This is a genomic window from Hahella ganghwensis DSM 17046, assembly GCF_000376785.1.
Lineage (GTDB): Bacteria > Pseudomonadota > Gammaproteobacteria > Pseudomonadales > Oleiphilaceae > Hahella > Hahella ganghwensis.
In genome coordinates, this window is record NZ_AQXX01000133.1 from 103969 (window position 1) to 127759 (window position 23791).

Sequence of the window (23791 nt, forward strand, 5' to 3'; positions counted from 1 at the left end):
GTTTTTCAGCTCGTGGCTTATGCCTTGTTATATTCCTGAAATTATTTCGCATGACAGTACCGACTCGGCATGCTTTCCGTTCAGGTCGGAAATTCTCATGTTTCTGATCAGTTAACCTGGGTCAGTGGAATAAACTCATGTTTCTCCACATTCTGACTGGCCCTCTCTGCCCAGGGATCGACCTGTGCGTACTTCTGGGATTCGAGGAATCGGGCATGAAAAGCCTTGCGCTGCTCCGGGTTTTCCACAATTTCTGATTTGATATAGCTCAGGCCAACACGTTCCACCCAGGGGGCCGTTCTCTCATTGTGTCGACCCTGTTCACGATACATCTGCATAAAGGCGCCGGCGTATTCCATAACTTCCTCTTCTGTAGACACTTTGCACAGATAGTCGCAGGCTCTGACTTTGATGCCCCCGTTACCGGCAACATACAGCTCCCAGCCCGAATCCACGGCTACGACACCAAAATCTTTGATAGTCGCCTCAGCACAATTTCTGGGGCAACCTGAAACAGCCATCTTGACCTTGGCCGGCGTCCAGGAACCCCACGTCATTTTTTCCAGCTTGATACCCATTCCCGTGGAGTCCTGGGTGCCGAAACGACAGAACTCAGAACCTACGCAGGTTTTGACTGTTCTCAATGCCTTGCCGTAGGCATGTCCGGAGACCATGCCGGCATCGTTCAAATCTTTCCAGATGTCTGGTAAGTCTTCTTTTTTGACGCCGAGTAGATCAATGCGTTGTCCTCCAGTGACTTTGACGCAAGGCACATGATATTTATCGGCAGCGTCAGCGATGGCTCGTAATTCATCCGGCGTTGTCACCCCACCCCACATCCGTGGAATAACGCTGTAGGTGTTGTCCTTCTGGATATTGGCGTGAACCCTCTCGTTGATGAAGCGGGAGCGGGGATCATCGACTTTCTCCGTAGGCCATGCGCACACCAGGTAATAGTTGATTGCCGGTCGGCAGACATGACAGCCATCCGCGGAGTCCCATTCCAGGAAGGCTGATACCTCATGAAAGGACTTTAGGCCGTTTTCGGTAATGGCATTGCGGACACTGTCGTGACTGTGCTTAGTACAGCCGCATATGGGTTTCTCACTGGGGCTGTCGCTATAGTTTCCACCGACAGTGGCAGTCAGAATCTGTTCCACCAATCCTGTGCACGAGCCGCAGGAAGCAGAGGCTTTAGTGGCTGAGCGAACATCATCCAGAGTGAAAAGTTTATTGTCTGTAATGGCTTTGACGATGTCCCCTTTACAGATTCCGTTACATCCGCAGACCTCCGCATCGTCCGGCATATCGACGATGGCATTCTGGCCCTGATGTCCCGCATCGCCGACAAAATGTTGGCCAAATATCAGTGCATCACGGAAGTCGGCCACGCTGGTTTTTTCACGCATCAGATTGAAATACCAGGACCCTTCGACAGTGTCTCCGTAAAGAACGGAACCAATAATACGGTCGTCTTTCAGGACCAGCTTCTTGTAGATACCACGACTTGGATCCTGGAAGACAATCTGTTCGCTGTCGTTATCCCCCAGAAAGTTGCCGGCAGAAAACAGGTCGATACCCGTCACTTTCAGTTTGGTGGAAACTTCTTTCTGCTTGTAGATACCGATCCCGTAGCCAGCCAGGTGATTGGAGCAGACCTTGGCCTGATCCCAAATCGGGGCGACCAGTCCGAATAACTCTCCCCGGTGTTGGACACACTCCCCAACGGCGTAGATACATGGATCGTAGGTCTGCATGGTGTCGTTAACGACAATGCCTCTTTCACAATACAGACCGATGGATTGAGCCAGTTCCGTATTGGGACGAATACCGGCTGCCATAACGACGATATCAGCCGGCAAGGTTTCGCCTGTATCAAACTTGATACTTTTCACCTGGCCATGTTCATCGCCCTCGAAGCAGGAGGTATTGGCCGACATACGGAATTTCATTCCCCGTTGTTCCAGGGCTTTCTGTAGATAAGTGGCGGAGGTGGTGTCCAACTGCCGGTTCATCAGAACGTCAAGGTTGTGCACGACGGTCACATCCATGCCTTGCTTAAGCAGTCCATTGGCTGCCTCAAGGCCAAGCAGACCGCCTCCGATCACGATGGCATGCTGTTTACACTTAGCAGCACTCAGCATGGTGTCGACGTCTGAAATATCCCGGAAGGCGATGACACCTTTAAGGTCTTTGCCTGGTACCGGAATAATGAAAGGAGATGAACCGGTGGCCAGCAGAAGGCGATCATATTCAGCTTCCGTTCCGTCTGCGGCGTAAACCACTTTATTGCGGCGGTCTACTTTGGTGACCCGCTTTTCATATCCGGCATGTAGTGTAATGTTATTCGTGGCGTACCACTCGAGATCATTGATCATGATGTCATTAAGTGTTTTTTCCCCGGACAGGAGAGGAGACAGCATGATCCGGTTATAGTTACCGTGAGGTTCTGCTCCAAATACCGTAATTTCGTATTTGTCGGATGCTATCTTCAACAGCTCTTCGACAGTTCTCATTCCTGCCATGCCATTTCCGATAACCACCAGCTTCTGTTTCATGATCTTCTCCACATTTAAATAGCAGGATGAGCGTTTCCTGCAATTGGGGTTCTGCAATCCGCGTATTCTGAACTTGCTTAGTGCTAAGCAGGATAAGTGCCATGTTGCTTTGTTATTCTAATAACCTATTGATATCTAAAAACAAAAAACTTGTCGTGACACAAGCTGGTGCAGCTTCCCTCGAATAAATTCAAGTGAGAATGTCTGTTTTTGAACTATTTGAGTGCGACAACTTGTCTGCTTGCACCAAAAACAAGATCAAAATGGTGCGTATTGAGAATTTCAGTGTGCACATAGTTGGTGCGTTACTTTGAGTTTGTCCGGAAATTTATTTTCAACTTATTGAAAGAAAAGAAGATGTTGGTCAGATGTTGGTAAGACGAATGCTTCGTGTCAGGCATTGGCATGTCTTTTGTAGATAGAGACTGCATAACTAGTGAGCAGAGAGGCTTTCAATGTCGTCAGAAAAACTAAATGTTCTGGATTTCAGTCAGGCCAGGATTCGTACTCTACATTTCACCTGGTTCGCGTTCTTTCTAACCTTCGTGATGTGGTTTTCTCATGCCCCGATGAAGCCTTTCATCATGGAGGCATTCAATATGACCAACGAGCAGTGGAAAGCACTGTTGATACTGAATGTTGCTCTGACTATTCCCGCCAGGATAGTGATAGGCATGTTGGTCGACAAGTTTGGTCCAAGGTCGGTGTACAGCCTTTTATTATTGACCTCGGCTTTCCTATGTTGGGGCTTTGCCTTTGCTTCCAGTTATGAGCAACTTGCGCTGTTCAGGTTCTTGTGCGGATTTATCGGTGCTGGGTTTGTTATTGGCATACGGATGGTGGGGGAATGGTTTCCTGCCAAGACGGTTGGGGTGGCAGAAGGTATCTATGGCGGATGGGGGAATTTTGGTTCTTCTGCGGCAGCCTGGACGCTGCCTGCCGTGGCGGCATATCTGTATGGTGGAGATGATGGATGGCGTTATGCGATCGCAACCACCGGTGTCGTTGCGTTTTTTTACGGCCTGATTTTTTATCGTAAGGTTCGTAATACCCCTAAGGGGTCTACCTATTTTAAACCCAAGAAAAGCGGTGGCCTGGAAGTCAGTTCATGGAAGGATTTCTGGTTCTATGTCGCGATGAATCTTCCTATGTACCTCGCTCTGGCAGTATTGACCTGGAAACTCTCTCCATCAGGTGTCGGATTGCTGTCTGCGACAACGGCCTTGTTGCTATGGATAGGGTTGGTTCTGCTGTTCTTCGTGCAGCTCAGTCAGATCTACAAAGTGAATAAAGACCATTTGAAAGATGGTGTCCCTGACATGCAGCGTTATAAGTTCAAGCAGGTCGCTATTCTGGACTGGGCGTACTTCGTTACCTTTGGTTCTGAGCTTGCGGTGGTCTCCATGCTGCCTGCTTTTTTCATGGAAACCTTTGATCTGACACCGATCAAGGCAGGACTGTTGGGTGGTGCATTTGCCCTGATGAATCTGGTCGCACGTCCTGGTGGTGGTTTAATCTCCGACCGGTTTGGCCGTCGTAAAACCCTTTCAATTCTGATCTGTGGGTTGGCAATCGGCTATATGTTGCTAAGCCAGATTGACAGTGCCTGGGCCATTCCGGTGGCTGTTTTGTCTGTAATGGTCTGCTCCTTCTTCGTACAGGCTGGAGAAGGTGCTGTTTTCGCCATGGTTCCACTTATCCAGCGTCGTATGACTGGCCAGATTGCGGGAATGGCTGGCGCATATGGCAATGTGGGCGCGGTGACATTTCTTACGGTCTATTCCTTTGTGGATGCGGCGACTTTTTTCATGACCATCGCGGGTGCTGCCGCCGTATGTTTCATTGCGGTTCAGTTTCTGGAAGAGCCTCAGGGACATATGGTGGAAGTGGATGAAGACGGCAGTGTGCAACTGATAGAAGTCACCTGACCTGAGTTATATTCTTTTCATAATATCTGATGGCACAGGGATGTGCCTCTGGTCCAGAATGATGATGATAAGCTCAAAGAATGAGCTTTCTCCGAATGAAGTGTTTGGTCACTATACTGAAAGCATCAAGGCCTTTTATCTGATAAGTGAAGGGCTGTATCTGATTGCTAGAGGCCGAGTATCCGACAGATCAGGCGTAAGGTAAGAAATCACAGATTATGGTTCTGGGTAATGTATTAACACTGTCTGTAGACCAGTATTCTTCCCAGGGGGTGAAGTCCCGTAATGAGGATTGTATTGGTATTCGGATACCAGATACGGAAGTGCTGAACTTTAAGGGGGCCGTCGCGCTCATTGCCGATGGTGTCAGTGCTGCGGAAAACGGTAAGGAAGCGGCAGAAACCTGCGTCATTAACTTTCTTAACGATTATTACTCTACGCCTGATTCATGGTCGGTCAAGCAGTCTGCCCAGAAAGTTCTGCTGGCATTGAACCGATGGCTGTATGGACAGAGCCTGAGAGCCCTGAACGAAAGTCGGGGTTATGTCTGTACTCTCTCAATTCTGGTGCTCAAGTCCACCAAGGCCCATCTTTTCCATGTAGGAGATAGTCGTATTTATCTCATGCGTGGTGGCGTACTGGATCAATTGACAACCGATCACACTCAGAGAATCAACGCGGAACAAAGCTATCTGGCCCAGGCAATGGGATTTTCAGCGCATCTTGAGATAGATTATCGGTGTATTGATCTACAGGAAGGAGATGTTTTTTTTCTGTCCACTGACGGCGTTCACGATTTTCTGACAAAACCGGAACTCAGTCAGGCGCTTGGCGAATTGCCAACGCGTTTTGAGGGATTGACCCGATGGATGGTTAACGAAGCGCTGAAAAACGGCAGTGACGATAACCTCAGTTGTCAGATTGTGAGGGTGGATAGCCTTGGGCTTCAAACGGCCAGGGATTACTGTCATGAATTGGGGTTGCTTCCCTTTCCTCCGCCACTGAGTGTGGGGCAGAGGCTTGATGGATATGAAGTAAAACGGATTATCCATGAAAGCCACCGGAGCCAGGCGTATTTGGTCGAGGATGTGGAAACCGGGCAGCAATCGGTCATGAAAACCCCGTCAGTGAACTTTGAGGATGACCCCGCATTTATTGAAAGGTTTCGGCATGAGGAATGGATTGCCGCGCGTGTGCACAATCCCCATGTGGTGAAGCTGGTCGTACCTGCCAGAAGTCGCTCTGCGCTGTATTATCTGACCGAACATATTCAGGGAGTGCCGATGTCCCGCTGGATTCGGGATAACACTCGGCCGGATATCAATCGGGTGATACAGATTGTTGAGCAGATCGTGAAGGGCGTTAGGGCTTTTCACCGTAAGGAAACACTGCATCAGGACATCAAACCTGACAATATTCTGATTACCAATGACGATAGGGTCACCCTGATTGATTTTGGTTCCTGCTGGATCTCCGGTATTCAGGAAATTAACGCGCCGCTGGAACGGGAGCATGCGTTAGGTACTGCCTGTTACAGTGCTCCTGAATATGCGCTTGGTGGTAAGGGATCGGTGTTATCGGAGCAATTTTCTGTCGCCGTTGTGGTGTATGAAATGCTGACTGGTGAGCTTCCCTATGGTGAAGGTTATGAAAAAGCAGCATCCCCGGCCGCTTTCGCCAGACTGACCTATACACCGGCCTATCACTACAATCCTCTGATCCCCGTATGGATGGACGGAGCGCTTAAAAAAGCGCTTCAACTGGACCCCAGGCGTCGGTACGAGAGCTTCTCAGAGTGGCTGCATGATATGAAGCACCCCAATGCCCGGCTCATGCCTGATCATGCATTACCTTTGATAGAGAGAAATCCACTGCGGTTCTGGAAGATATCGGCGGGGGTATTGTTCGCCACACAGTTGATGATGCTGTGGTGGATATTCTCCAGAGGCTAGAAAGGTCTCAGGACGTTCTCGTACGTAGAGCAGGGTAGGCACTTGAATCAGGCAAGCTCTTGGATCAGGAAAGTACTTGGATCAGGAAAGTACTTGGATCAGGATTCTCCTGGTACGTGAATTGTGCCCTCAAGATAAAGTTTGCAGTTGCCTACCAGCAAAGTATTGGGTCCTCGATAATGGCTTTCGATCTGCCCACCACGTGGTGACAACTGTCTGGAGGACAATTCCACTTTGCCCAGGCGCTCTGACCAGTAGGGGGTCAGTGTGCAGTACGCGGAGCCCGTAACGGAATCTTCATTGATTCCAACTCGGGGGGCAAAAAAACGGGAGACGAAATCTTCCCGGCTTCCAGGGGCGGTGACGCCAACGCCAAAGACATCCAGCAGTTTCAACAGTCGAAAATCAGGTTTCAGGGAGCGAACTTCCGCTTCACTTTCCAAAACCGCAATATAATCTCTGGCTTTCAGAACCTCACGGGGGGTGATGCCTCCCAGAGCTTCGAGCAGGGCCGGTGGAGGCTCCGTGATTTCTCCTTTGCGACTGGGCAGCAACATGGCATAGCCATTCTTGTGGGGGGTGACTTCCAGTAGGCCGCTTCGGGTATGAAATTGAACCCGCTGGCCTTTGAAGCCTTCCTTGTAGTAGAGGATATAGGCGGTTGCCAATGTCGCATGTCCGCACAAATCGACCTCAGACTCGGGCGTGAACCACCTCAGGTCAAAGCCATTGGTCCTGGGAACATAGAAAGCAGTTTCGGAGAGACAGTTTTCAGCAGCGATACTGATTAACGTTCGATCAGGGAGCCAGTCATCCAAAGGACAGATTCCGGCGGGATTACCGGAAAAAACTTCGCTGGTAAATGCATCAACCTGATAAAAGCGGTGTTTGCTCATATGCGCCTGCTATTAACCGTATACGGCACTTTGAGAGACATCACCGGTTTTACTGAGGCCGGTGAATTGGCTACCGTGCCAGTGTTATCGTGCGACCCTGTGAATCACTGTCCAGCTACCAGTGTCATTATCTGACTGCAGCCTGACTATTCGTTTAGAGTCTGTTGAAACCAAAGCTGGGTTTTAATCTTGTTAAAGCCCTGGTCTTCATAAAATTTATGGGCAGCTTCCCTGTAGGTTTGCGAGCCTACTCGAATAGTAGTAAGTCCCTGACGTTTCGTCCAATCCTTTAGCTCGGCGACCAGTCTTCGGCCGATTCCTGCCCCTCTTTTGGATTCTGTGACGACCAGGTGGCCGATGATGGCACTTTTTCCTGCTGTGAGAGATTTGGAAGTGTAGGCCATGGCAAAGCCGCAGACCTGTTCTGATATTTCTGCTACCAGAAGTGCACACTCCGGGTCTGTGGCCAGTTGTTCCAGGTTGGCTTGTAAAACCTTGTGTTCCATGGGGTAGCCAAGTTCATCCATGAGCAAACGTAAAGCGGCGCCATCTGTGGGCGCCGCTGCTCGAATGATCACATCGCTGTGAGTCATCTTTATACTCTTTTAAACTCTGGCTGTTAACTCAGTGCTGCAGAATCTGACTGAGGAACAGTTGGGTCCGCTCATTTTGTGGGTTATGGAAGAACTCTTCTGGTTCGTTCTCTTCCACAATCTGTCCGGCGTCCATAAAGATGACACGGTCAGCCACAGTTTTCGCGAAGCCCATTTCGTGAGTGACACAGATCATGGTCATGCCGGATTCCGCCAGTTGCACCATGGTATCCAGTACTTCCTTGATCATTTCCGGATCGAGGGCTGATGTCGGTTCGTCAAACAGCATGACTTCCGGGTTCATACACAGACTGCGGGCAATCGCCACACGCTGCTGCTGACCACCGGAAAGCTGACCGGGATACTTATGTGCCTGATGAGGAATTTTGACCCGCTCCAGGTAGTTCATGGCAACTTCTTCTGCTTCCTTCTGTGGCATTTTGCGGACCCAGATAGGTGCCAGGGTGCAGTTCTGCAATACCGTCAGGTGAGGAAACAGGTTGAAGTGCTGGAATACCATGCCAACTTCCCGGCGAACACTGTCAATGTTCTTCAGGTCGTTAGTCAGTGGAATATCCTTCACGATAATGTCACCCGCCTGGTGTTCTTCCAGGCGGTTGATGCAGCGGATCATCGTGGACTTTCCGGAACCGGAAGGTCCACAGACTACGATACGTTCGCCTTTGTACACATCCAGGTTGATGTCTTTCAACACGTGGAAGGTGCCGTACCATTTATTCACATTTTTTAGCTGAATCATTTTACTGCGGGATTCAGCTGCGTTGCTTTGATTACTCATAAAAACTCCGCTCTAAATATGTAGCCAGTTGCTTAACGATGGCTTGTGTTCAGTTTGCGCTCCAGGGCCTGGCTGTACCGAGACATGCTGAAACAGAAGATCCAGAACATGAAGGCGACGAATATGTATCCTTCGACTGAGAAGCCCAGCCAGTTAGGGTCGTTAAGCGCTGACTGTACAATGGCCAGCAGGTCGAAAAGACCGATGATCAATACCAGACTGGTGTCTTTGAACAGGGCTATAAACGTGTTCACGATACCAGGGATCATCAGTTTCAGTGCCTGGGGCAGAACGATCAGGAACATGGTTTTCCAGTAGCTCAGACCCAGTGCCTGGGCAGCTTCGGTCTGGCCTTTGGGAATCGCCTGCAGACCACCACGAACGACTTCGGCCATATAGGCACTTTGGAACATGGTGACCCCGATCAGGGCTCGCATCAGTTTATCGGTTTCTGCACCGGCACTCATGAACAGTGGCAGCATGACGGAAGCCATGAACAGCACTGTAATCAGTGGCACACCACGCCAGAACTCGATGTAGACAATACTGATGCTCCGGATGATAGGCATTTCCGAACGGCGCCCGAGGGCCAGCAGGATTCCAATGGGCAATGAAGCCACGATACCTACTACCGCAATCACCAGAGTCAGCGTCAGACCACCCCATTTATGGGTTTCCACTACCTCAAGGCCGAATAAACCGCCATTGAGAAGGTAGTAAGAAATGATCGGGAAACCGACGAGCGTGAACAGAGCAATCCAACCTTTTTTCGGGGTTTTCTCTATCATCATGGAGATGATGCAGGCCGCGAAGATGAAGAACATCAGGTTGATACGCCAGATCTCGGCTTCTGGAAAGAATCCATAGATAAACTGATCAAAACGGGCATAGATGAATACCCAGCACGCGCCAGCTCCGGAACAGTCGTCCCTCGTTGTGCCGATAAAATCGGCATTGAAGAGGCCCCAATTAACGAACCATGCGATACCCCAGGCAATAATCAAGGCTGCAATGACCGTTAAAACGGAATTAACCGGGCCCGTAAAAAGATGCGCACGCATCCAGCCCACCAGTCCGACAGTATTGGGAGGAGGCGGCTGATCTGGTAAAGGTTTAAATTCGCTCATCTCAGACTACCTCTCAATCAAAGCTATACGCTTGTTATACCAGTTCATCAATGCAGATGTGGTTAAACTCAGTGTGAGATAAACCGCCATCGTCATGAAAATGATTTCCACGGCCTGACCTGTCTGGTTGAGGGTCGTGCCGGCGAATACAGACACAAGGTCCGGGTAGCCGATCGCCGTTGCCAGAGACGAGTTCTTGGTCAGGTTGAGATACTGGTTGGTCAAGGGAGGGATGATGACACGCATAGCCTGGGGAATAATGATCAGTCGCAGACGCTGTCCGTTAGTCAGCCCCAGAGCGTTAGCAGCCTCTGATTGTCCATGCGGAACCGCTTCGATACCTGAACGCACCACTTCAGCAATAAACGCTGCGGTGTAAATGGTGAGCGCCAATAGCAAGGCGATTAATTCAGGAATAACCACCATTCCATTCTGGAAATTAAAGCCTTTAAGCTCCGGATATTCCAGATACATGGGAGAGCCAACGATAAAGTAGGTAATCAGAGGCAACCCGATCAGTAATCCCAGTGATGGGAAGAACAGTGGGAAAGTTTTACCGGTTCTCAGTTGGTATTTCTTCTCGTATCTAACTACGCCGATGATGATTGCGATGGCTGCAAACAGAGCTATCCAGACCGCGCCAAATCCATCTTGAGCGATTGGCTCCGGCATATACAGTCCACGTACGTTGAAAAAGACAGAATCATTGAAATTGAAACTGTCACGTGGGCTTGGCAGGGCTCTCAGTACAGCAAAGTACCAGAAGAAAATCTGCAGAAGCAGCGGAATGTTACGGAATATCTCGATATACACAGATGCCAGTTTGGCTATCAGCCAGTTTTTGGACAGACGTGCAATACCGATAATAAACCCAAGAATTGTCGCCAGGAAAATACCCAGGACAGATACCAGAACCGTATTCAGTAAGCCGACAATGAATGTTCGGCCATATGAATAAGTCTCGTCAAACGGGACCAGAGTCTGGAGGATTCCAAAACCGGCTGAATCGTTCAGAAACGCGAAACCGGTTGTGATACCCCGCGCTTCCATGTTGGAAAGCGCATTGTTAATAATGTACAGGAAGAAAGCGACGACCGCGCCAATAGCGAGTAGCTGGAAAACTACCGAACGTACCGCTGGATCGTTCCAAAAACTTGTTTTCGCTTTTCCCTGTCCGTTGGATTGATTTGCCACTCAGTGATCTCCCCGTGTGATGTCAAAGGAGTTGCTTTTTTGAGTCTTGAACAGGATAAGGGCGCACAGGATGTGCGCCCGGATGCTGGATCGCTATATTAGCGAATAGGGGGAGCGTATTGCAGACCACCTTTAGTCCACAATGCGTTCAGACCACGAGAGATTCCCAGAGGAGATTCGGAGCCAACGTTACGCTCGAACATTTCACCGTAGTTACCTACCTGCTTAACAATGTTGAAAGCCCAGGTATCGTCCAGACCAAGGTTTTTGCCCTGACCTGCTTCGGTGCCCAGCAGACGCTGTACGTTCGGGTTGGTGCTGGATTTCATTTGGTCTGCATTAGCAGAGGTTACACCCAATTCTTCAGCAGCAATCAGTGCAAACATTGACCATTTAACAATGTTGAACCATTGGTCATCGCCTTGGCGAACAACCGGTCCCAGAGGTTCTTTGGAGATAACTTCTGGCAGAACCATGGCTGAATCTGGCTTGGAAAGTTTGATGCGCAGAGCATACAGCTGAGACTGGTCAGAAGTCAGTACGTCACAGCGGCCTGCTTCGAAGCCTTGTACGGTTTGGTCAGAAGTATCGAAAACGACTGGCTGATATTTCATACCCAGCTCACGGAAGTAGTCAGCGAGGTTCAGCTCAGTGGTGGTACCGGCCTGGATACAGACAGCAGCGCCGTCCAGTTCCTTGGCACTTTTCACACCCAGCTCTTTGCTGACCATGAAGCCTTGGCCGTCGTAGTAGTTAATACCTGCAAAGTTCAGACCCAGAGAGCCGTCACGGGTAAGGGTCCAGGTGGTGTTACGGGACAGCATGTCAACTTCGCCGGACTGGAGTGCAGTGAAACGCTCCTTGGCGTTGAGAGGGATGTATTTGACTTTGCTTGCGTCACCCAAGGTGGCAGCTGCAACAGCTCGGCAGACATCGACATCCAAGCCTTTCCAGTTACCTTTGTCGTCAGGGTTGGAGAAGCCGGGGAGGCCCGTGCTGACACCACATTGTACGAAGCCTTTTTTCTTAACATCGTCCAAAGTAGCTGCCATGGAAGCGGTAGAAACCGCGACAAGGCTCAGCGCCGCAACTGCGGAAACGAGTTGTTTCTTCATTGTATACCCTCGGTTGGTTGTTTATCGTTCGTTTTTATGACCCGATTTAAGTTAGCACAGTGTTTTTTAGAAAACGAGAACTGTTTGGATAAAAAAAATCGCTGTTTCGGTAATTACTTATGGGTTGTAAAGTTGCGATAATGTCACATATTTTTCGTTTTTAACTTGTTGATTATAAAGGAATAAAATCGATAACTTGTCAAAGGTGATAATAAATCTCTGCCTTAAGATGGCGCAAATTCTTCCCCTGAAGTTTCATTGAGGTGCATTTTGTTCGTCTGGTCGTGTCGTCATGTCATGTTTGAGTACGAATTATGCTTGTTTGTTATGTGATCAGGTTGTTCTGACATTAACCAATTTCCAGTCGACGTGGTCATCCTAATATCTAATGCTTGGCTATCTTATATATAGGGCACAATGGAAACCTCGAAAAGTTTTTAGGGATATCCGAGGTGAAAAATGACCATTCGGCCACGTCGCTCTGTTTTATATATGTCCGGGGCAAATTCCCGTTCATTGGAAAAAGCACAAAATCTAAGAGTTGATTCTCTGATTTTTGATCTCGAGGATGCGGTAGCTCCCGAACAAAAAATCATTGCTCGGGAGCAGATTGTCGCTGCACTCTCCGGCTATGAATATTCGCACCGGGAAAAAATCATCCGAATTAATACGATTGAAAGCGCTTGGGGAAAAGCGGATCTGGCCGCAGCATTATCGTGCAAAGTGGATGCGGTGCTGCTGCCAAAAGTGGAGTCAGCGGAAACCGTCAAAGAAGTTTGTGCGATGATGGATCAGGCGGACCCAAAGCGTCGTATTGCGCTGTGGGCGATGATCGAAACCCCGCTTGGCGTGTTGAATGTGCAGTCCATTGCGAACTCTGATCCGCGGATGGAGTGTCTGGTCATGGGCACATCCGATCTTGCGAAAGATTTGCATGCCAGACCGACACATGACCGGGGACCGGTTTTAGTGTCATTGCACCTCTGTCTGCTGGCGGCCAGGGCATTTGGACTGTCCATCCTTGATGGCGTTCATGTCAATCTTAAAGATGATGCCGGCCTGCGTGCGGTGGCCAATCAGGGAAGAGATATGGGGTTTGACGGCAAAACGGTGATACATCCCAATCAGATTGATATTGTCAATGAGGTTTTTTCTCCCAATCCCGCAGAAGTTGAGCAGGCCAGACAGATCGTAAAAGCGTGGCAGCAGGCGCAGGATGAAGGTAAAGGCGTTTGTGTCGTGAACGGCAAACTGGTGGAAAAACTGCATGTAGATGAGGCGCAACGGGTACTTTCTTTAACTTCCGCTATTGCCGGTCTTCAGGACTACTGATTCTCACTTCTGCGCAATGTTGCGGGCTGTAAATTTATGACAGCTCGCTACTCTAAATGCTTTCTTACCTTTATCAGGTGGCGCCTTTTTTCATATTACTCGTATTCATACGACTATTTTTTATTAGAGCCGTATCCACACTTGTCACATATACTCATTAGCGGTCATCATGACTCGATTGATGACCGCTTAGTGAGATGAAGGTTTAACTGAAAGAAAGCTTGTATAGGCTGACTGAATACAGTTTTGGAATATTGGATGCGTAAAGGCCGGTGATATTTTCAGATATGCCCGTAGTATTTTCAGCTGCCAATGAACAGATCTGGTTAGCAGTACAATCGTCATCAGAACAATAATAATGAACACACCTCTGAATGGAGGGATCTTCCTTAATGGCATTAAGCAAAACGCAGATACTGGCTGAGCTTGTCAGTATTTTACCCAGGCACTGCATCATCAGCGACGAAGAAACCCAGCGCCCTTATGAATGCGATGGGTTATCGGTTTACTGTGAAATGCCCCTTGTTGTTGTCCTGCCTGAGAGCGTGTCTCAGGTGCAGTCGGTCATCCGGTTATGTCACCAGTATGGTATTCCTCTTGTCGCCAGAGGGGCGGGGACAGGACTATGTGCCGGGGCCATGCCACATGCTGAGGGGATTGTTCTCTCGCTTGCCAAATTCAACCGGATTCTGGAAATTGATCCAGATGCACGAACGGCTCGAGTACAGCCGGGAGTTCGCAACTTGGCGATTACTGAAGCGGCAGAGGATTATGATTTATATTATGCCCCCGATCCTTCATCCCAGATTGCCTGCACCATCGGTGGCAATATTGCCGAGAACTCCGGAGGAGTGCACTGCCTTAAGTATGGTCTGACGATTCACAATATTCTGGCATTTGACATGCTGACTGCCGAAGGTGAGCTGGTGACAATTGGTCATGAAGGTCTGGATAGTCCGGGATACGATCTGCTGTCGTTATTGATCGGTTCTGAAGGTATGTTGGGGGTGGTCACCGAGATCACGGTGAAGTTACTGCCCAAACCTGAAAAAGCCCAGGTGGTGATGGCGGCGTTTGATGATATTGAAATCGCCGGAGAGGCGGTTGCTGGAGTGATCGCGGCTGGAATCATCCCGGGTGGCTTGGAGATGATGGACAGCTATGCCATTCAGGCCGCCGAGGAATACTGTCATGCCGGTTACCCGACAGATGCCGAAGCACTATTACTATGTGAAATCGACGGTACGACAGAAGAAGTGCAGGAGCACGTGGACAGGGTCGAGGCCTTATTTCATCAACTGGGCGCCATTACAGTGCGAACCTCTCGCAATGAAGCTGAGCGGATGCTGCTTTGGAAAGGACGAAAATCCGCCTTTCCGGCAGTCGGGCGAATTTCTCCTGACTATTATTGTATGGACGGCACTATTCCACGAAGTCGCCTGGCTTATGTTCTTAAACGAATGAATGAAATGTCAGCTCATTATGGATTACGAGTGGCCAATGTGTTTCATGCCGGCGATGGTAATCTGCATCCGTTGATTCTATTTGATGCCAATGTGCCTGGTGAACTGGAAAAGACAGAAGAATTTGGCGGCAAAATACTTGAGTTGTGCGTAGAGGTGGGTGGCTGCATCACCGGAGAACATGGAGTTGGTGTGGAAAAGCTGAAACAGATGCATGCGCAATTCAGCGAAGAAGAGCTGGCACAATTCCACCGGGTCAAGGATGCTTTTGATTCACGAGGCATTTTAAATCCTGGAAAGGGGATTCCGTTACTCAAGCGATGCCAGGAATATCGCTCAATTGAATCGGCGAAATAAAGTGCCAAATGAATCAATAAAAATAATGACTCACGAGAGTGGGACCAATTGAATAACAAAACCGAAACAAAGACAGAAACCGGAAAGAGCCGGGTTACAGACCTCATCGATCAAGTGCTGGAAGCAAAATCCCGGCATGAACCTCTCAAGATTGTGGGCGGAGGCAGTAAGGATTTTCTTGGCCGGAAGACTAACGGAAAGGTATTGTCAGTCCGCGACCATTCCGGTGTTGTGGATTACTCTCCGACAGAGTTGGTCATGACAGCACGTGCCGGCACCCCTTTGGTGGAATTGATATCCCTGTTGGATCAACATCAGCAGATGCTGGCGTTTGAGCCGCCAGTGATGAATGGACAGGCCACACTCGGCGGCACCCTTGGCGCGAACTGTTCTGGCCCTGCACGTCCCTGGCGTGGATCTGTCCGTGATGCAGTGTTGGGAGTGCGGCTGATAAATGGAGAGGGTCAGCATCTGAGGTTTGGCGGTGTGGTCATGAAGAATGTCGCCGGGTACGACCTGTCGCGAGCTCAGGCAGGAGCAATGGGGACTCTCGGCGTGATCACCGAAGTCAGTATGAAGGTGTTACCCAAGCCCGCCCTTGAGAAAACCCTCGTATTTCAGTTATCCCAGTCAGAGGCGATCGAGAAACTTTGCAAGTGGCAGAGGCAGCCAAAGCCGCTGAGCGGGGCCGTTTGGGTGAATGGTCAATTGTACCTGCGAGTTGCGGGCGCCGAGCAAGCTGTTGAAGGAACCATTCAGCAGTGGGGCGGAGACGTGATAGCGTCAGAAGCTTCTCAGCGTTTCTGGTCATCAATCAAAGAGCAATCGCATGAATTTTTCGGCGGAACCCAGCCGCTTTGGCGGATATCTTTAAAGTCCTCTGCTGGCGTAGTGGACGAAAACATGCTGCTGGATTGGGGGGGCGCATTGCGCTGGACACGACAAGAGGCTTCACTGGACCAGATTGCACAGCAATGTCGTCCTTTCGGTGGTCTGGTTAGTCTTTATCGTGACGGTGACCGGGAAGCCGAAGTTCATGCTCCGATGCCTGAACCATTAAAACGCCTTCACCAACAGTTAAAACAATCACTGGACCCATACGGAATCTTTAACCCCGGGCGATTATATAGTTGGTTATGAGATGAAAACGGATATACACGACCGCTTTAAAAATACACCTGAGGGCCAGGAGGCTGAGTCCATTCTGCGTTCCTGTGTCCACTGTGGGTTTTGTACTGCCACCTGTCCAACCTATCAGGAGCTTAACGACGAGCGTGACGGTCCCCGAGGGCGTATCTATCTCATCAAACAATTACTGGAGTCTAATGAGGCGACAGACAAAACACTGACCCACCTTGATCGTTGCCTGACATGTCGTAGTTGTGAAACAACCTGTCCTTCAGGTGTTAAATATGGCCGGCTTGTGGATATCGGTCGGGAGATTATCGAACAAAAGGTTGAAAGGCCGATAAAAGATAAAGTTATTCGATGGGGACTGCGTCAGGTGTTGCCGAATGAGCTGATGTTTAAATCACTGCTACAGTTAGGGCACGCTGTTGCACCTGTACTACCTGAAAATCTTAGAAACAAGTTACCAGCGAAACAGTTCACAGGAGCTTGGCCAGTTCCCAAGCACTCCAGAAAAATGATTGCTTTAAAAGGGTGTGTGCAGGGAGCGGCAACACCTAACACAAATGGGGCGGCAGCAAGAGTACTGGATCACATCGGAATTGACCTGATAGAAGTCCCCGAAGCGGGGTGCTGTGGGGCTGTCAATTACCATCTCGCCGATGCGGTCACGGCCAGACAACATGTCCGACAGAATATCGATGCCTGGTGGCCGCATGTTGAAGCAGGCGCAGAAGCTCTGGTTATGACGGCATCGGGTTGCGGACTGATGGTGAAGGAATATGGTGATGTTCTTAGGTATGATCCTGACTACGCTGAAAAGGCGCGACGTATTTCTGACCTGACATATGACCTGAGTGAAATTCTGAATAACGAAGATCTCTCCGGGCTAAAGACTAAGTCGGTAGAAAAAGTGGCCGTTCACTGCCCCTGTACGCTTCAGCACGGACAGAAACTACCCGATTCGGTCCAGCAAGTGTTGGAAAAGTGTGGGGTAGTACCGGCAAGAACGAAAGATAAACATTTATGCTGTGGGTCTGCCGGAACCTATTCCATACTCCAGCCGGAGATGAGTCAGAAGCTGCTCTCCAACAAAGTAGCTGCCCTGACGATGGACAATCCTGACACTATAGTAACGGCCAATATTGGCTGCCAACTTCATCTGGCGACACAGGCCGAAGTACCAGTGAAGCACTGGATAGAGTTGGTCGATGAAATCACTTCCTGAAAGTGATTGGTGACTATTTGTCTTATAATTGTCCGTCAACTTTTCTCACATTTCTCTGGATCTGGGTGAAATTGGCTTATTCTGGTGTAAATTTTTTGTCCTCAAATCTTCAAAAATCTAAACCTTCCTATCTTATTGAATAATAAAAGTATTATTAGGTACATCTGCAACTTTCGTTTAGTCCGAACGCGTAGTTTAGAGACTACGGATTAGGCCATATGCGGTCGAATGTCTCACATCCTTGTAGGAAATATCTCACACGGACTTTCATCAGGTTTGGGTAAAGTGCGGGCTGTGGAGTAGTCATTCATGGAGGTAGTAAAGATGGATAACGCTCAAACAGAACTGTTCGTGTGCCCTTATTGTGATAGCCAGAGTTATATGGAAACAGTTCCGTTAGTAGGATCCCTGGCCGGAGTTAATTTGTTGGAGATTCGGAATATCACTTGTCTGGGATGTCACCAGGAATTTGAGTGCCGGATGTCGGACGATAAGCCGTAGCCGACCAGCTTGAAACAGAGCGTGTTCTCTTGGCGGATATCCAGGGACCAGGAAAGTCTGACAAAAGACCGAATGAACAACCAGCAGGTTAGTTCCCGACGACGATATAAGAGGAGTCGCGCAAGTGAAGGCGGGAGGAAAGAAAGCAATGGTCATTGATTGGAAAGACAAGATTCTGAAGCAATATGTCACCCGGTATAACTATCTGGAGTTGCTATATAGTGAAGTAGCTCTGATCCATTACCGTTGTGAACTGGTCCGGGATGAAATGAATATACCCGCATATGGGGGGATGAACCGCCGGTTGCTAGCCTTCATGATTGGTTCAATTGAAGGTTTTCTGAAATCCAGCTTTGCCGCAACGGAAACATGCCGTACCGAGTTGTTCCACCTGGTGACCATCACCTACGGTTACCTGATTCTGAAAGAAGGTGTCGTTTCCAACGAAGGCGAGTGGTGTGCCTATATTGCCAGAGTGCAGGATGCCATGGATGCCGAGCATGGTTGGTATTACAAACTGGGTATTGAATCCTGTAACACCTGAGACCCGGAAGAAGATATTGCACTGTGGGAAGCGTTGAAAGACCAGCTGCATGAATGTCGTGAAAGACAAAAGATGGCGATGCAGAATCCTCCTACCCGATTCAACGAAAAGAGTCCTCGGGTCAGATGCGCGCTTTGTCCTAACATCGTTGTAGCCAGCAATGCACAGAAATATATGAACGTACTGATTTGCCCGGATTGTGCCCGAGCTAAAGGTATTGAGTAAGCTTTTTAAGACCTGCTCTGCCTCTGGTTTCCATAGAGCTCAAGCATTGAAATACAGGGAGTGTCTCTAATCCAGATTTTGGTTTAGAGGCATTCCCTGTCTCTTTATTGACGAAAGTGTCAGGAGCCTCTGAAGGGGCTGGCAAAGAATCCATGCCAACAACTTTGCTAATACATGCCACCCTGTTGAAAGACCAAAATTCCATCTTGATATTCAGTCGCTGATCTTCCTTCTGGCGAAGGTCACCATTTGCTTTTTGATTATTTACTGCTAATAGTTACTTGGGGACCTCTGAAAACTACCTGCGTTGACATTGCAGCGTCAGAAGTTGGCCTCGCCAACGTTTTTCAGAGGTTCTCTAGCTCTCTACGTGAAAAGAACTTCCGCATTGGGATAAGCGTATACACGGACTGACAAGTATCCAAATTGGTTAAACCCTTGGGAGTTGACCATGCTGTCTTCTCAAGATCTGTCTGATGATAAGTGTATGGGGCGAGCCGGGCCTGCAATGGCCAGTTTACACCGCAGGAACAGTTTATACCCCAGATTTGATGCTCTGATAAGTACACCGCTTGTCCTTGTGTTATCCCTCCTTCTTTTGGTGTTTTGCAGCTTTACCAAGTCTGCTACGGTTGAAACGCTACATCTTCTGATTCCTGCCGGAGAAGGCGGTGGTTGGGATACAACTGCCAGGGAAGTTGGCCAGGCATTGACTAAAGAAGGACTTGTCAGCCGTGTCTATTATGAGAATTACATTGGCGCCGGCGGTGGTCGGGCATTAATGGACCTGGTACATAATCCGGACAGGCACCTTAATACGTTGATGGTGCAGTCTACTCCCTTACTTTTGCGGCACCTAACCAAGACCATTGAGTTCGGTTACCGGGATGTTAGACCCATCTCCATCATGATTGCAGAGTACCAGGCGCTGGTTGTCTTGGCCGAGTCTGAGTTTCAATCGGCAACAGCTCTCGTTGAGGCGATTCGTCAGCATCCCATCCGGTACCCGGTAATTGGCGGTTCTGCCTACGGAAGCCTTGACCATATTTCGTTTGCCATGATCGCTCAGGCAGGCAATCTACCCATCGAGAAAATTCGCTATGTTGCCTCTGATGGCGGAGGCGAGGCTCTGGAACGCCTGGAGAAAGGATTCGGCGTTGCGCTAATTAGTGGAATAGGTGAGGTCATTCAAGCCTACCGAAGAGGTAACGTAAGAATTCTTGGGATTACCAGCCCCAAACGACTACCTGAACTACCAGAGGTGAGAACCTTGTCAGAGCAGGGATTGAAGGTCCATTTTGCGAATTGGCGTGGTTTTTTCGCCAATGCTGATTTGCCCGATGCCAAGGTCTATCAATTCAAAAAAGTTTTGGCCGATCTTAACGGTACTGACTACTGGCAACAAATTCTGAAGAAGCACATCTGGTCTGAGTTTTTTCTTCAGGGTGATGAGTTGATGAATTTTTTGCAAGCCCAAGAAAAGGACATGAGGGAGGCACTGAACTCGTTGAATATTCAATAAGTGTCACTGCTGATGATTTGGCTGGCTTTCACAGTAGTGAAGGTGGCCGTAACGTTCTTACCTGAGGAGGCGTTTCAATGAAGAGTGTGATGAGTTTATGTAATACCGGGTGTTGGTTATTGGTGTTGAGCATGTGTTTTGGCATGTCAGCTCATGCTGCCAGCGTCGATACCATCAACTTTCTGATCCCAGGTGGGGAAGGTGGCGGCTGGGATACAACGGCCAGAGAAACGGGTAATGCGCTCAAAGCAACAGGGCTTGTCAGCAATGTGAGTTTCCGAAATATGTCAGGAGGCGGTGGTGGCCGAGCCCTGGAAAATCTTATTCAGAAAGCGGGAGAGCACGATCAAACACTGATGGTGCAGTCGACACCGCTGATATTAAGAAACCTGACTTCTGTGATAAAAAACGGTTTCCGGGATATTACCCCTGTCAGTCTGATGATTGCCGAATATCAGGTTGTTGTGGTACCTGCTGATTCGCCAATCGCCACAGTAGGTGAATTGATCAGTGCTGTTAAAAGTGATTATGCCAAGAACAGTATCATAGGGGGGTCTGCCAAGGGGAGCCTTGATCATATTACGGCGGTGCTGATTATGGATGCCTCTGGGTTGGATGTGAAAAAGATGCGTTATGTTCCCAGTGACGGTGGAGGGGAGGCGCTTGATCGCCTTTATAAGAAGGTAGGCTCTGCGCTTGTTACAGGTGTTGGAGAAGTGATCGATGAGGTGAATTCCGGCAAGCTTCGGGTCTTGGGTGTCACCAGCGAGGAGCGAATTCCTGGCATTGAAGCAAAAACCATGAAGGAGCAGGGGGTCGATGTGGTTTTTGCAAACTGGCGCGGTTTTTTTGCAAAACCAGGACTTTCTGACAGCCAAAGAAATCTCTACGCTGATACGTTGCAGGCGTTGACGAAAACAGATGAGTGGAAAGCGATACGGGCCAAGTATGGATGGGAGGATTTCTACAAACGTGATGGTGAATTAATGGGATTTCTTGAAACTCAGGAAGAGGCAATACGAAAAACCCTGCAGAGTGTTGATATGCTTTAAGTTGGTCCACAAACAAGTATCTGACATCGATAGGGAATTATAATGACATCGGCTGTCAGAAAGGCTCCCATTGTGTGAATGCAATAGAAAAGTCTGGCCGATAAAGGGGAAAGTGATATTGATCTTTCCCCCTAGTTTATAGAGGTTCAAACCTGGATCTTATCACCAGAGCGAAGCGGCTTAATATAACTGCTACAACGACACAACCCTGCCAAGTTTTTTAAAGACAAAATCTCAGAAAGCTCAGCCGCAGACATTTATAACTTACCTCACCCGCGACGATTCATTTTCCATATACCAGTCGTCTTGGCTTAAACAATGGTCGACGGTGCTTCGCTTCTACCGACAGGTCATCTAAACTCAGCCTCTAATAGCTACTGCTGAACATAAGCGAATGAGGGACTTACTATATGGCGATTAAAGTTGGCTTGATCGGGCTTGGATTATCAGGAAGAACCTTCCACTTTCCTTTCTATAAAGTCCTTCCTCAATATGAATTGACGGCAGTGCTCAGCCGTCAGTCAGACACCGTCGCTGAAATCGCCCCTAATGCGATCTGTGTTCAGGATATTCAGCAATTACTGGCGACGGATATTGACCTGGTGGTGATTACAGCGCCAAACACTGAGCACTATCCCTATGCCAAAGCCGCTCTGGAGGCGGGCAAGCACGTCGTGCTTGAAAAGCCTTTCGTGAATAATGTGGAGGAAGGGCTGGACTTAATTCGGCTGGCCAGAGAAAAGCAACGGGTGTTGAGTGTATACCACAATCGACGGTGGGATGGTGACTTCCTGACGGTGCGCAGAATGCTCGCGGAAGGGAAATTTGGGCAGATCTCTCACTATGAAAGTCATTTCGACCGGTTTCGGCCTGCGCCCAGGGAAAGATGGCGCGAGGCTCCGTTGCCAGGATCTGGCATTCTATATGATTTAGGCTCTCACTTAATTGACCAGGCGTTGGTACTCTTCGGAGTGCCGAGCAGCGTATCTGCGACAGTGAAGGCGATGAGAGGTGCCTCTGAAGTGGATGACTACATCCATCTGGTGTTTGAGTACCCATCCACTCAGGTGGTGTTGCACGCGAGTATGCTAACGCCTTTGCCTGGAGCCAGATTTTGTATTCATGGCAATGCTGGGACCTATGTGAAACTGGGCCTGGATCCCCAGGAAGACCGGCTGAGGGAAGGTAAACTGCCGGACCAGCCGGACTGGGCTCAAGAAGACGCTGCCAGTTTCGGTCACTTTACCCATGCCGAGGGGAATACGGTGGTGGTGCCGACCGAAGTCGGCGGATATCAGCATTACTACCTTCAACTATCAAAGGCGATTCTTGAAGGCGAATCTAATCCGGTACCGGCAGAGCAGGCCTTAAGAGTGATTCAGTTGATAGAGTTGTGCCGCCAATCCGAGGAAAACGGTCAGCGGGTGTCGGTAGCGGCGATTCCCGGTCTGGATTAGTCTGATCAGGTTCTAAGGAATGAGCTTTAATCCCTGAAAGAAACATGAGGCGGTGGCATTCAGAATGGCGATGCCGCCGTTTTCTTTCACCCCATCATGATTTTCGGACCTGGAAATAATTAAAAGCTGCCTGCCATCTTCTGTTTTGCCGCTGATTAACCGGTCCAGCGCAAACACATCCAGAATATTTGTACCCTGATCAGAGCATCTCACCCGGCAGGCTGAAGCGTCTGAAATTGCCCGTTTGATTGGAAGGTCGCACTGGTAGTGAAGCAGGGAAGATTTAACGCCGTACGCTTTAACCAGAGCCCGAATGTCTGCTTCCTCATAGACTACTCCTTCAAAAGCGACAGCGTTCGGAATCGTGGGGTCGCCGGGCGTCTTATAGGTGGCGGCATGTGAGGCAAAAGCGATGAAAATAGTGAGTGCGGAAGCTGAGGCACAAAGTATCCATTTCATGAGAGACATATTGATAAACCGGGCATAAGGATATTGGCACATCATCGCCCGTAAAGCAGAAAAATAAAAGCCCCGCAGAGCGCAATGCTGTTCACTTAAGTGTTTGAGTTAGCGCAGGGCTTAATAGAAAATCCAATGATGGAAACATCATCGGATTTTTTATGGATTTTCAGCAAGACCTGCTCGACCTCAGCGACCTCTTTAACTTCTCAGACCTCAGCTCATTTACTCAAAACATCCCCGTCGAATGGGTTGAATCTGCACTGCGTTTGAGTGCCTCCGCGACGATTAGAAGGCGCCGACTACCATCAGACCAAGTACTTTGGCTTGTCTTGGGGATGGCAATGTTTCGGGATGAACC

General features: G+C 49.1%; 19 protein-coding genes. 11 read left to right on the forward strand and 8 right to left on the reverse strand.

The features are described 5' to 3' along the window. Positions 1–107: 107 nt before the first annotated feature. Positions 108–2558, reverse strand: coding sequence for a nitrite reductase large subunit NirB (gene nirB / locus F566_RS0122860; RefSeq protein WP_020409363.1), 2451 nt, complete (start codon positions 2556–2558; stop codon positions 108–110). Between the two features lie 455 nt (positions 2559–3013). On the opposite strand from nirB, the gene F566_RS0122865 reads away from it, so the two are divergent. Both F566_RS0122865 and F566_RS0122870 read left to right on the forward strand, forming a co-directional pair. After that, a complete protein-coding gene (locus tag F566_RS0122865; RefSeq protein WP_020409364.1) occupies positions 3014–4486 on the forward strand; it encodes a NarK family nitrate/nitrite MFS transporter in 1473 nt (490 codons plus the stop codon). Positions 4487–4704: 218 nt separating this feature from the next. Further along, positions 4705–6438 (forward strand): bifunctional protein-serine/threonine kinase/phosphatase, encoded by a 1734-nt coding sequence (locus tag F566_RS0122870; RefSeq protein WP_020409366.1) that lies wholly within the window; start codon positions 4705–4707, stop codon positions 6436–6438. 98 nt (positions 6439–6536) lie between these two features. Here F566_RS0122870 and F566_RS0122875 read toward each other — a convergent pair whose 3' ends face one another. The 6 genes from F566_RS0122875 to F566_RS0122900 form a co-directional block, all read right to left on the reverse strand. After that, positions 6537–7334, reverse strand: coding sequence for a PhzF family phenazine biosynthesis protein (locus F566_RS0122875; protein WP_020409367.1), 798 nt, complete (start codon positions 7332–7334; stop codon positions 6537–6539). Between the two features lie 146 nt (positions 7335–7480). After that, entirely contained in the window at positions 7481–7927 is a 447-nt protein-coding gene (locus F566_RS0122880; RefSeq protein ID WP_020409368.1) for a GNAT family N-acetyltransferase, read from the reverse strand. A gap of 31 nt (positions 7928–7958) precedes the next feature. After that, positions 7959–8726: an amino acid ABC transporter ATP-binding protein gene (locus F566_RS0122885; RefSeq protein ID WP_020409369.1), complete on the reverse strand. Its 768-nt coding sequence runs from the start codon at positions 8724–8726 to the stop codon at positions 7959–7961. A 32-nt stretch (positions 8727–8758) separates the two neighbouring features. Next, entirely contained in the window at positions 8759–9853 is a 1095-nt protein-coding gene (locus tag F566_RS0122890) for an amino acid ABC transporter permease (protein ID WP_020409370.1), read from the reverse strand. A gap of 6 nt (positions 9854–9859) precedes the next feature. Then, positions 9860–11047 carry an amino acid ABC transporter permease gene (locus F566_RS0122895; RefSeq protein ID WP_020409371.1) on the reverse strand — a complete coding sequence of 396 codons (1188 nt, stop codon included), beginning with the start codon at positions 11045–11047 and terminating at the stop codon, positions 9860–9862. 98 nt (positions 11048–11145) lie between these two features. Then, on the reverse strand, positions 11146–12162 hold the full coding sequence (locus tag F566_RS0122900) for an amino acid ABC transporter substrate-binding protein (RefSeq protein WP_020409372.1): 1017 nt from the start codon (positions 12160–12162) through the stop codon (positions 11146–11148). A gap of 459 nt (positions 12163–12621) precedes the next feature. On the opposite strand from F566_RS0122900, the gene F566_RS0122905 reads away from it, so the two are divergent. The 8 genes from F566_RS0122905 to F566_RS0122945 all read left to right on the forward strand — a co-directional run bounded on the left by F566_RS0122905 (position 12622) and on the right by F566_RS0122945 (position 22971). Continuing rightward, positions 12622–13494 (forward strand): HpcH/HpaI aldolase/citrate lyase family protein, encoded by an 873-nt coding sequence (locus F566_RS0122905; protein ID WP_020409373.1) that lies wholly within the window; start codon positions 12622–12624, stop codon positions 13492–13494. Positions 13495–13886: 392 nt separating this feature from the next. Next, positions 13887–15314 (forward strand): FAD-linked oxidase C-terminal domain-containing protein, encoded by a 1428-nt coding sequence (locus tag F566_RS0122910; protein ID WP_020409374.1) that lies wholly within the window; start codon positions 13887–13889, stop codon positions 15312–15314. 48 nt (positions 15315–15362) lie between these two features. Then, entirely contained in the window at positions 15363–16454 is a 1092-nt protein-coding gene (gene glcE / locus F566_RS0122915) for a glycolate oxidase subunit GlcE (RefSeq protein WP_020409375.1), read from the forward strand. Position 16455: 1 nt separating this feature from the next. Then, positions 16456–17670, forward strand: a complete 1215-nt coding sequence (gene glcF / locus F566_RS0122920) for a glycolate oxidase subunit GlcF (RefSeq protein WP_020409376.1) — start codon at positions 16456–16458, stop codon at positions 17668–17670. Between the two features lie 649 nt (positions 17671–18319). Beyond that, positions 18320–18715 (forward strand): hypothetical protein, encoded by a 396-nt coding sequence (locus tag F566_RS0122930; protein WP_020409377.1) that lies wholly within the window; start codon positions 18320–18322, stop codon positions 18713–18715. Positions 18716–19391: 676 nt separating this feature from the next. After that, on the forward strand, positions 19392–20462 hold the full coding sequence (locus tag F566_RS0122935; protein ID WP_020409378.1) for a tripartite tricarboxylate transporter substrate binding protein: 1071 nt from the start codon (positions 19392–19394) through the stop codon (positions 20460–20462). 77 nt (positions 20463–20539) lie between these two features. Then, positions 20540–21514, forward strand: coding sequence for a Bug family tripartite tricarboxylate transporter substrate binding protein (locus F566_RS0122940; RefSeq protein ID WP_020409379.1), 975 nt, complete (start codon positions 20540–20542; stop codon positions 21512–21514). Positions 21515–21924: 410 nt separating this feature from the next. Next, the gene (locus F566_RS0122945; RefSeq protein WP_020409380.1) at positions 21925–22971 is read left to right on the forward strand and encodes an oxidoreductase; all 1047 of its coding nucleotides are present in this window, start codon (positions 21925–21927) and stop codon (positions 22969–22971) included. Between the two features lie 12 nt (positions 22972–22983). Here the strand turns inward: F566_RS0122945 and F566_RS0122950 are convergent, their stop codons facing one another. Beyond that, positions 22984–23439: a hypothetical protein gene (locus F566_RS0122950; protein ID WP_020409381.1), complete on the reverse strand. Its 456-nt coding sequence runs from the start codon at positions 23437–23439 to the stop codon at positions 22984–22986. 152 nt (positions 23440–23591) lie between these two features. Between F566_RS0122950 and F566_RS36455 the strand changes: the two genes are divergently transcribed. Continuing rightward, a partial coding sequence (locus F566_RS36455) for a transposase domain-containing protein (protein WP_020409382.1) occupies positions 23592–23791 on the forward strand: 200 nt, incomplete at its 3' end.

Bases quoted from the DNA above. Each gene is read 5' to 3' on its own strand.
- F566_RS0122890 (WP_020409370.1), bottom strand. From the start codon at position 9,853: ATGAGCGAATTTAAACCTTTACCAGATCAGCCGCCTCCTCCCAATACT.
- F566_RS0122910 (WP_020409374.1), top strand. From the start codon at position 13,887: ATGGCATTAAGCAAAACGCAGATACTGGCTGAGCTTGTCAGTATTTTA.
- F566_RS0122900 (WP_020409372.1), bottom strand. From the start codon at position 12,162: ATGAAGAAACAACTCGTTTCCGCAGTTGCGGCGCTGAGCCTTGTCGCG.
- F566_RS0122880 (WP_020409368.1), bottom strand. From the start codon at position 7,927: ATGACTCACAGCGATGTGATCATTCGAGCAGCGGCGCCCACAGATGGC.
- F566_RS0122930 (WP_020409377.1), top strand. From the start codon at position 18,320: ATGGTCATTGATTGGAAAGACAAGATTCTGAAGCAATATGTCACCCGG.
- F566_RS0122870 (WP_020409366.1), top strand. From the start codon at position 4,705: ATGGTTCTGGGTAATGTATTAACACTGTCTGTAGACCAGTATTCTTCC.
- F566_RS0122885 (WP_020409369.1), bottom strand. From the start codon at position 8,726: ATGAGTAATCAAAGCAACGCAGCTGAATCCCGCAGTAAAATGATTCAG.
- F566_RS0122940 (WP_020409379.1), top strand. From the start codon at position 20,540: ATGAAGAGTGTGATGAGTTTATGTAATACCGGGTGTTGGTTATTGGTG.
- F566_RS0122905 (WP_020409373.1), top strand. From the start codon at position 12,622: ATGACCATTCGGCCACGTCGCTCTGTTTTATATATGTCCGGGGCAAAT.
- nirB (WP_020409363.1), bottom strand. From the start codon at position 2,558: ATGAAACAGAAGCTGGTGGTTATCGGAAATGGCATGGCAGGAATGAGA.
- F566_RS0122865 (WP_020409364.1), top strand. From the start codon at position 3,014: ATGTCGTCAGAAAAACTAAATGTTCTGGATTTCAGTCAGGCCAGGATT.
- F566_RS0122875 (WP_020409367.1), bottom strand. From the start codon at position 7,334: ATGAGCAAACACCGCTTTTATCAGGTTGATGCATTTACCAGCGAAGTT.
- F566_RS0122950 (WP_020409381.1), bottom strand. From the start codon at position 23,439: ATGTCTCTCATGAAATGGATACTTTGTGCCTCAGCTTCCGCACTCACT.
- glcF (WP_020409376.1), top strand. From the start codon at position 16,456: ATGAAAACGGATATACACGACCGCTTTAAAAATACACCTGAGGGCCAG.
- F566_RS0122935 (WP_020409378.1), top strand. From the start codon at position 19,392: ATGCTGTCTTCTCAAGATCTGTCTGATGATAAGTGTATGGGGCGAGCC.
- F566_RS0122945 (WP_020409380.1), top strand. From the start codon at position 21,925: ATGGCGATTAAAGTTGGCTTGATCGGGCTTGGATTATCAGGAAGAACC.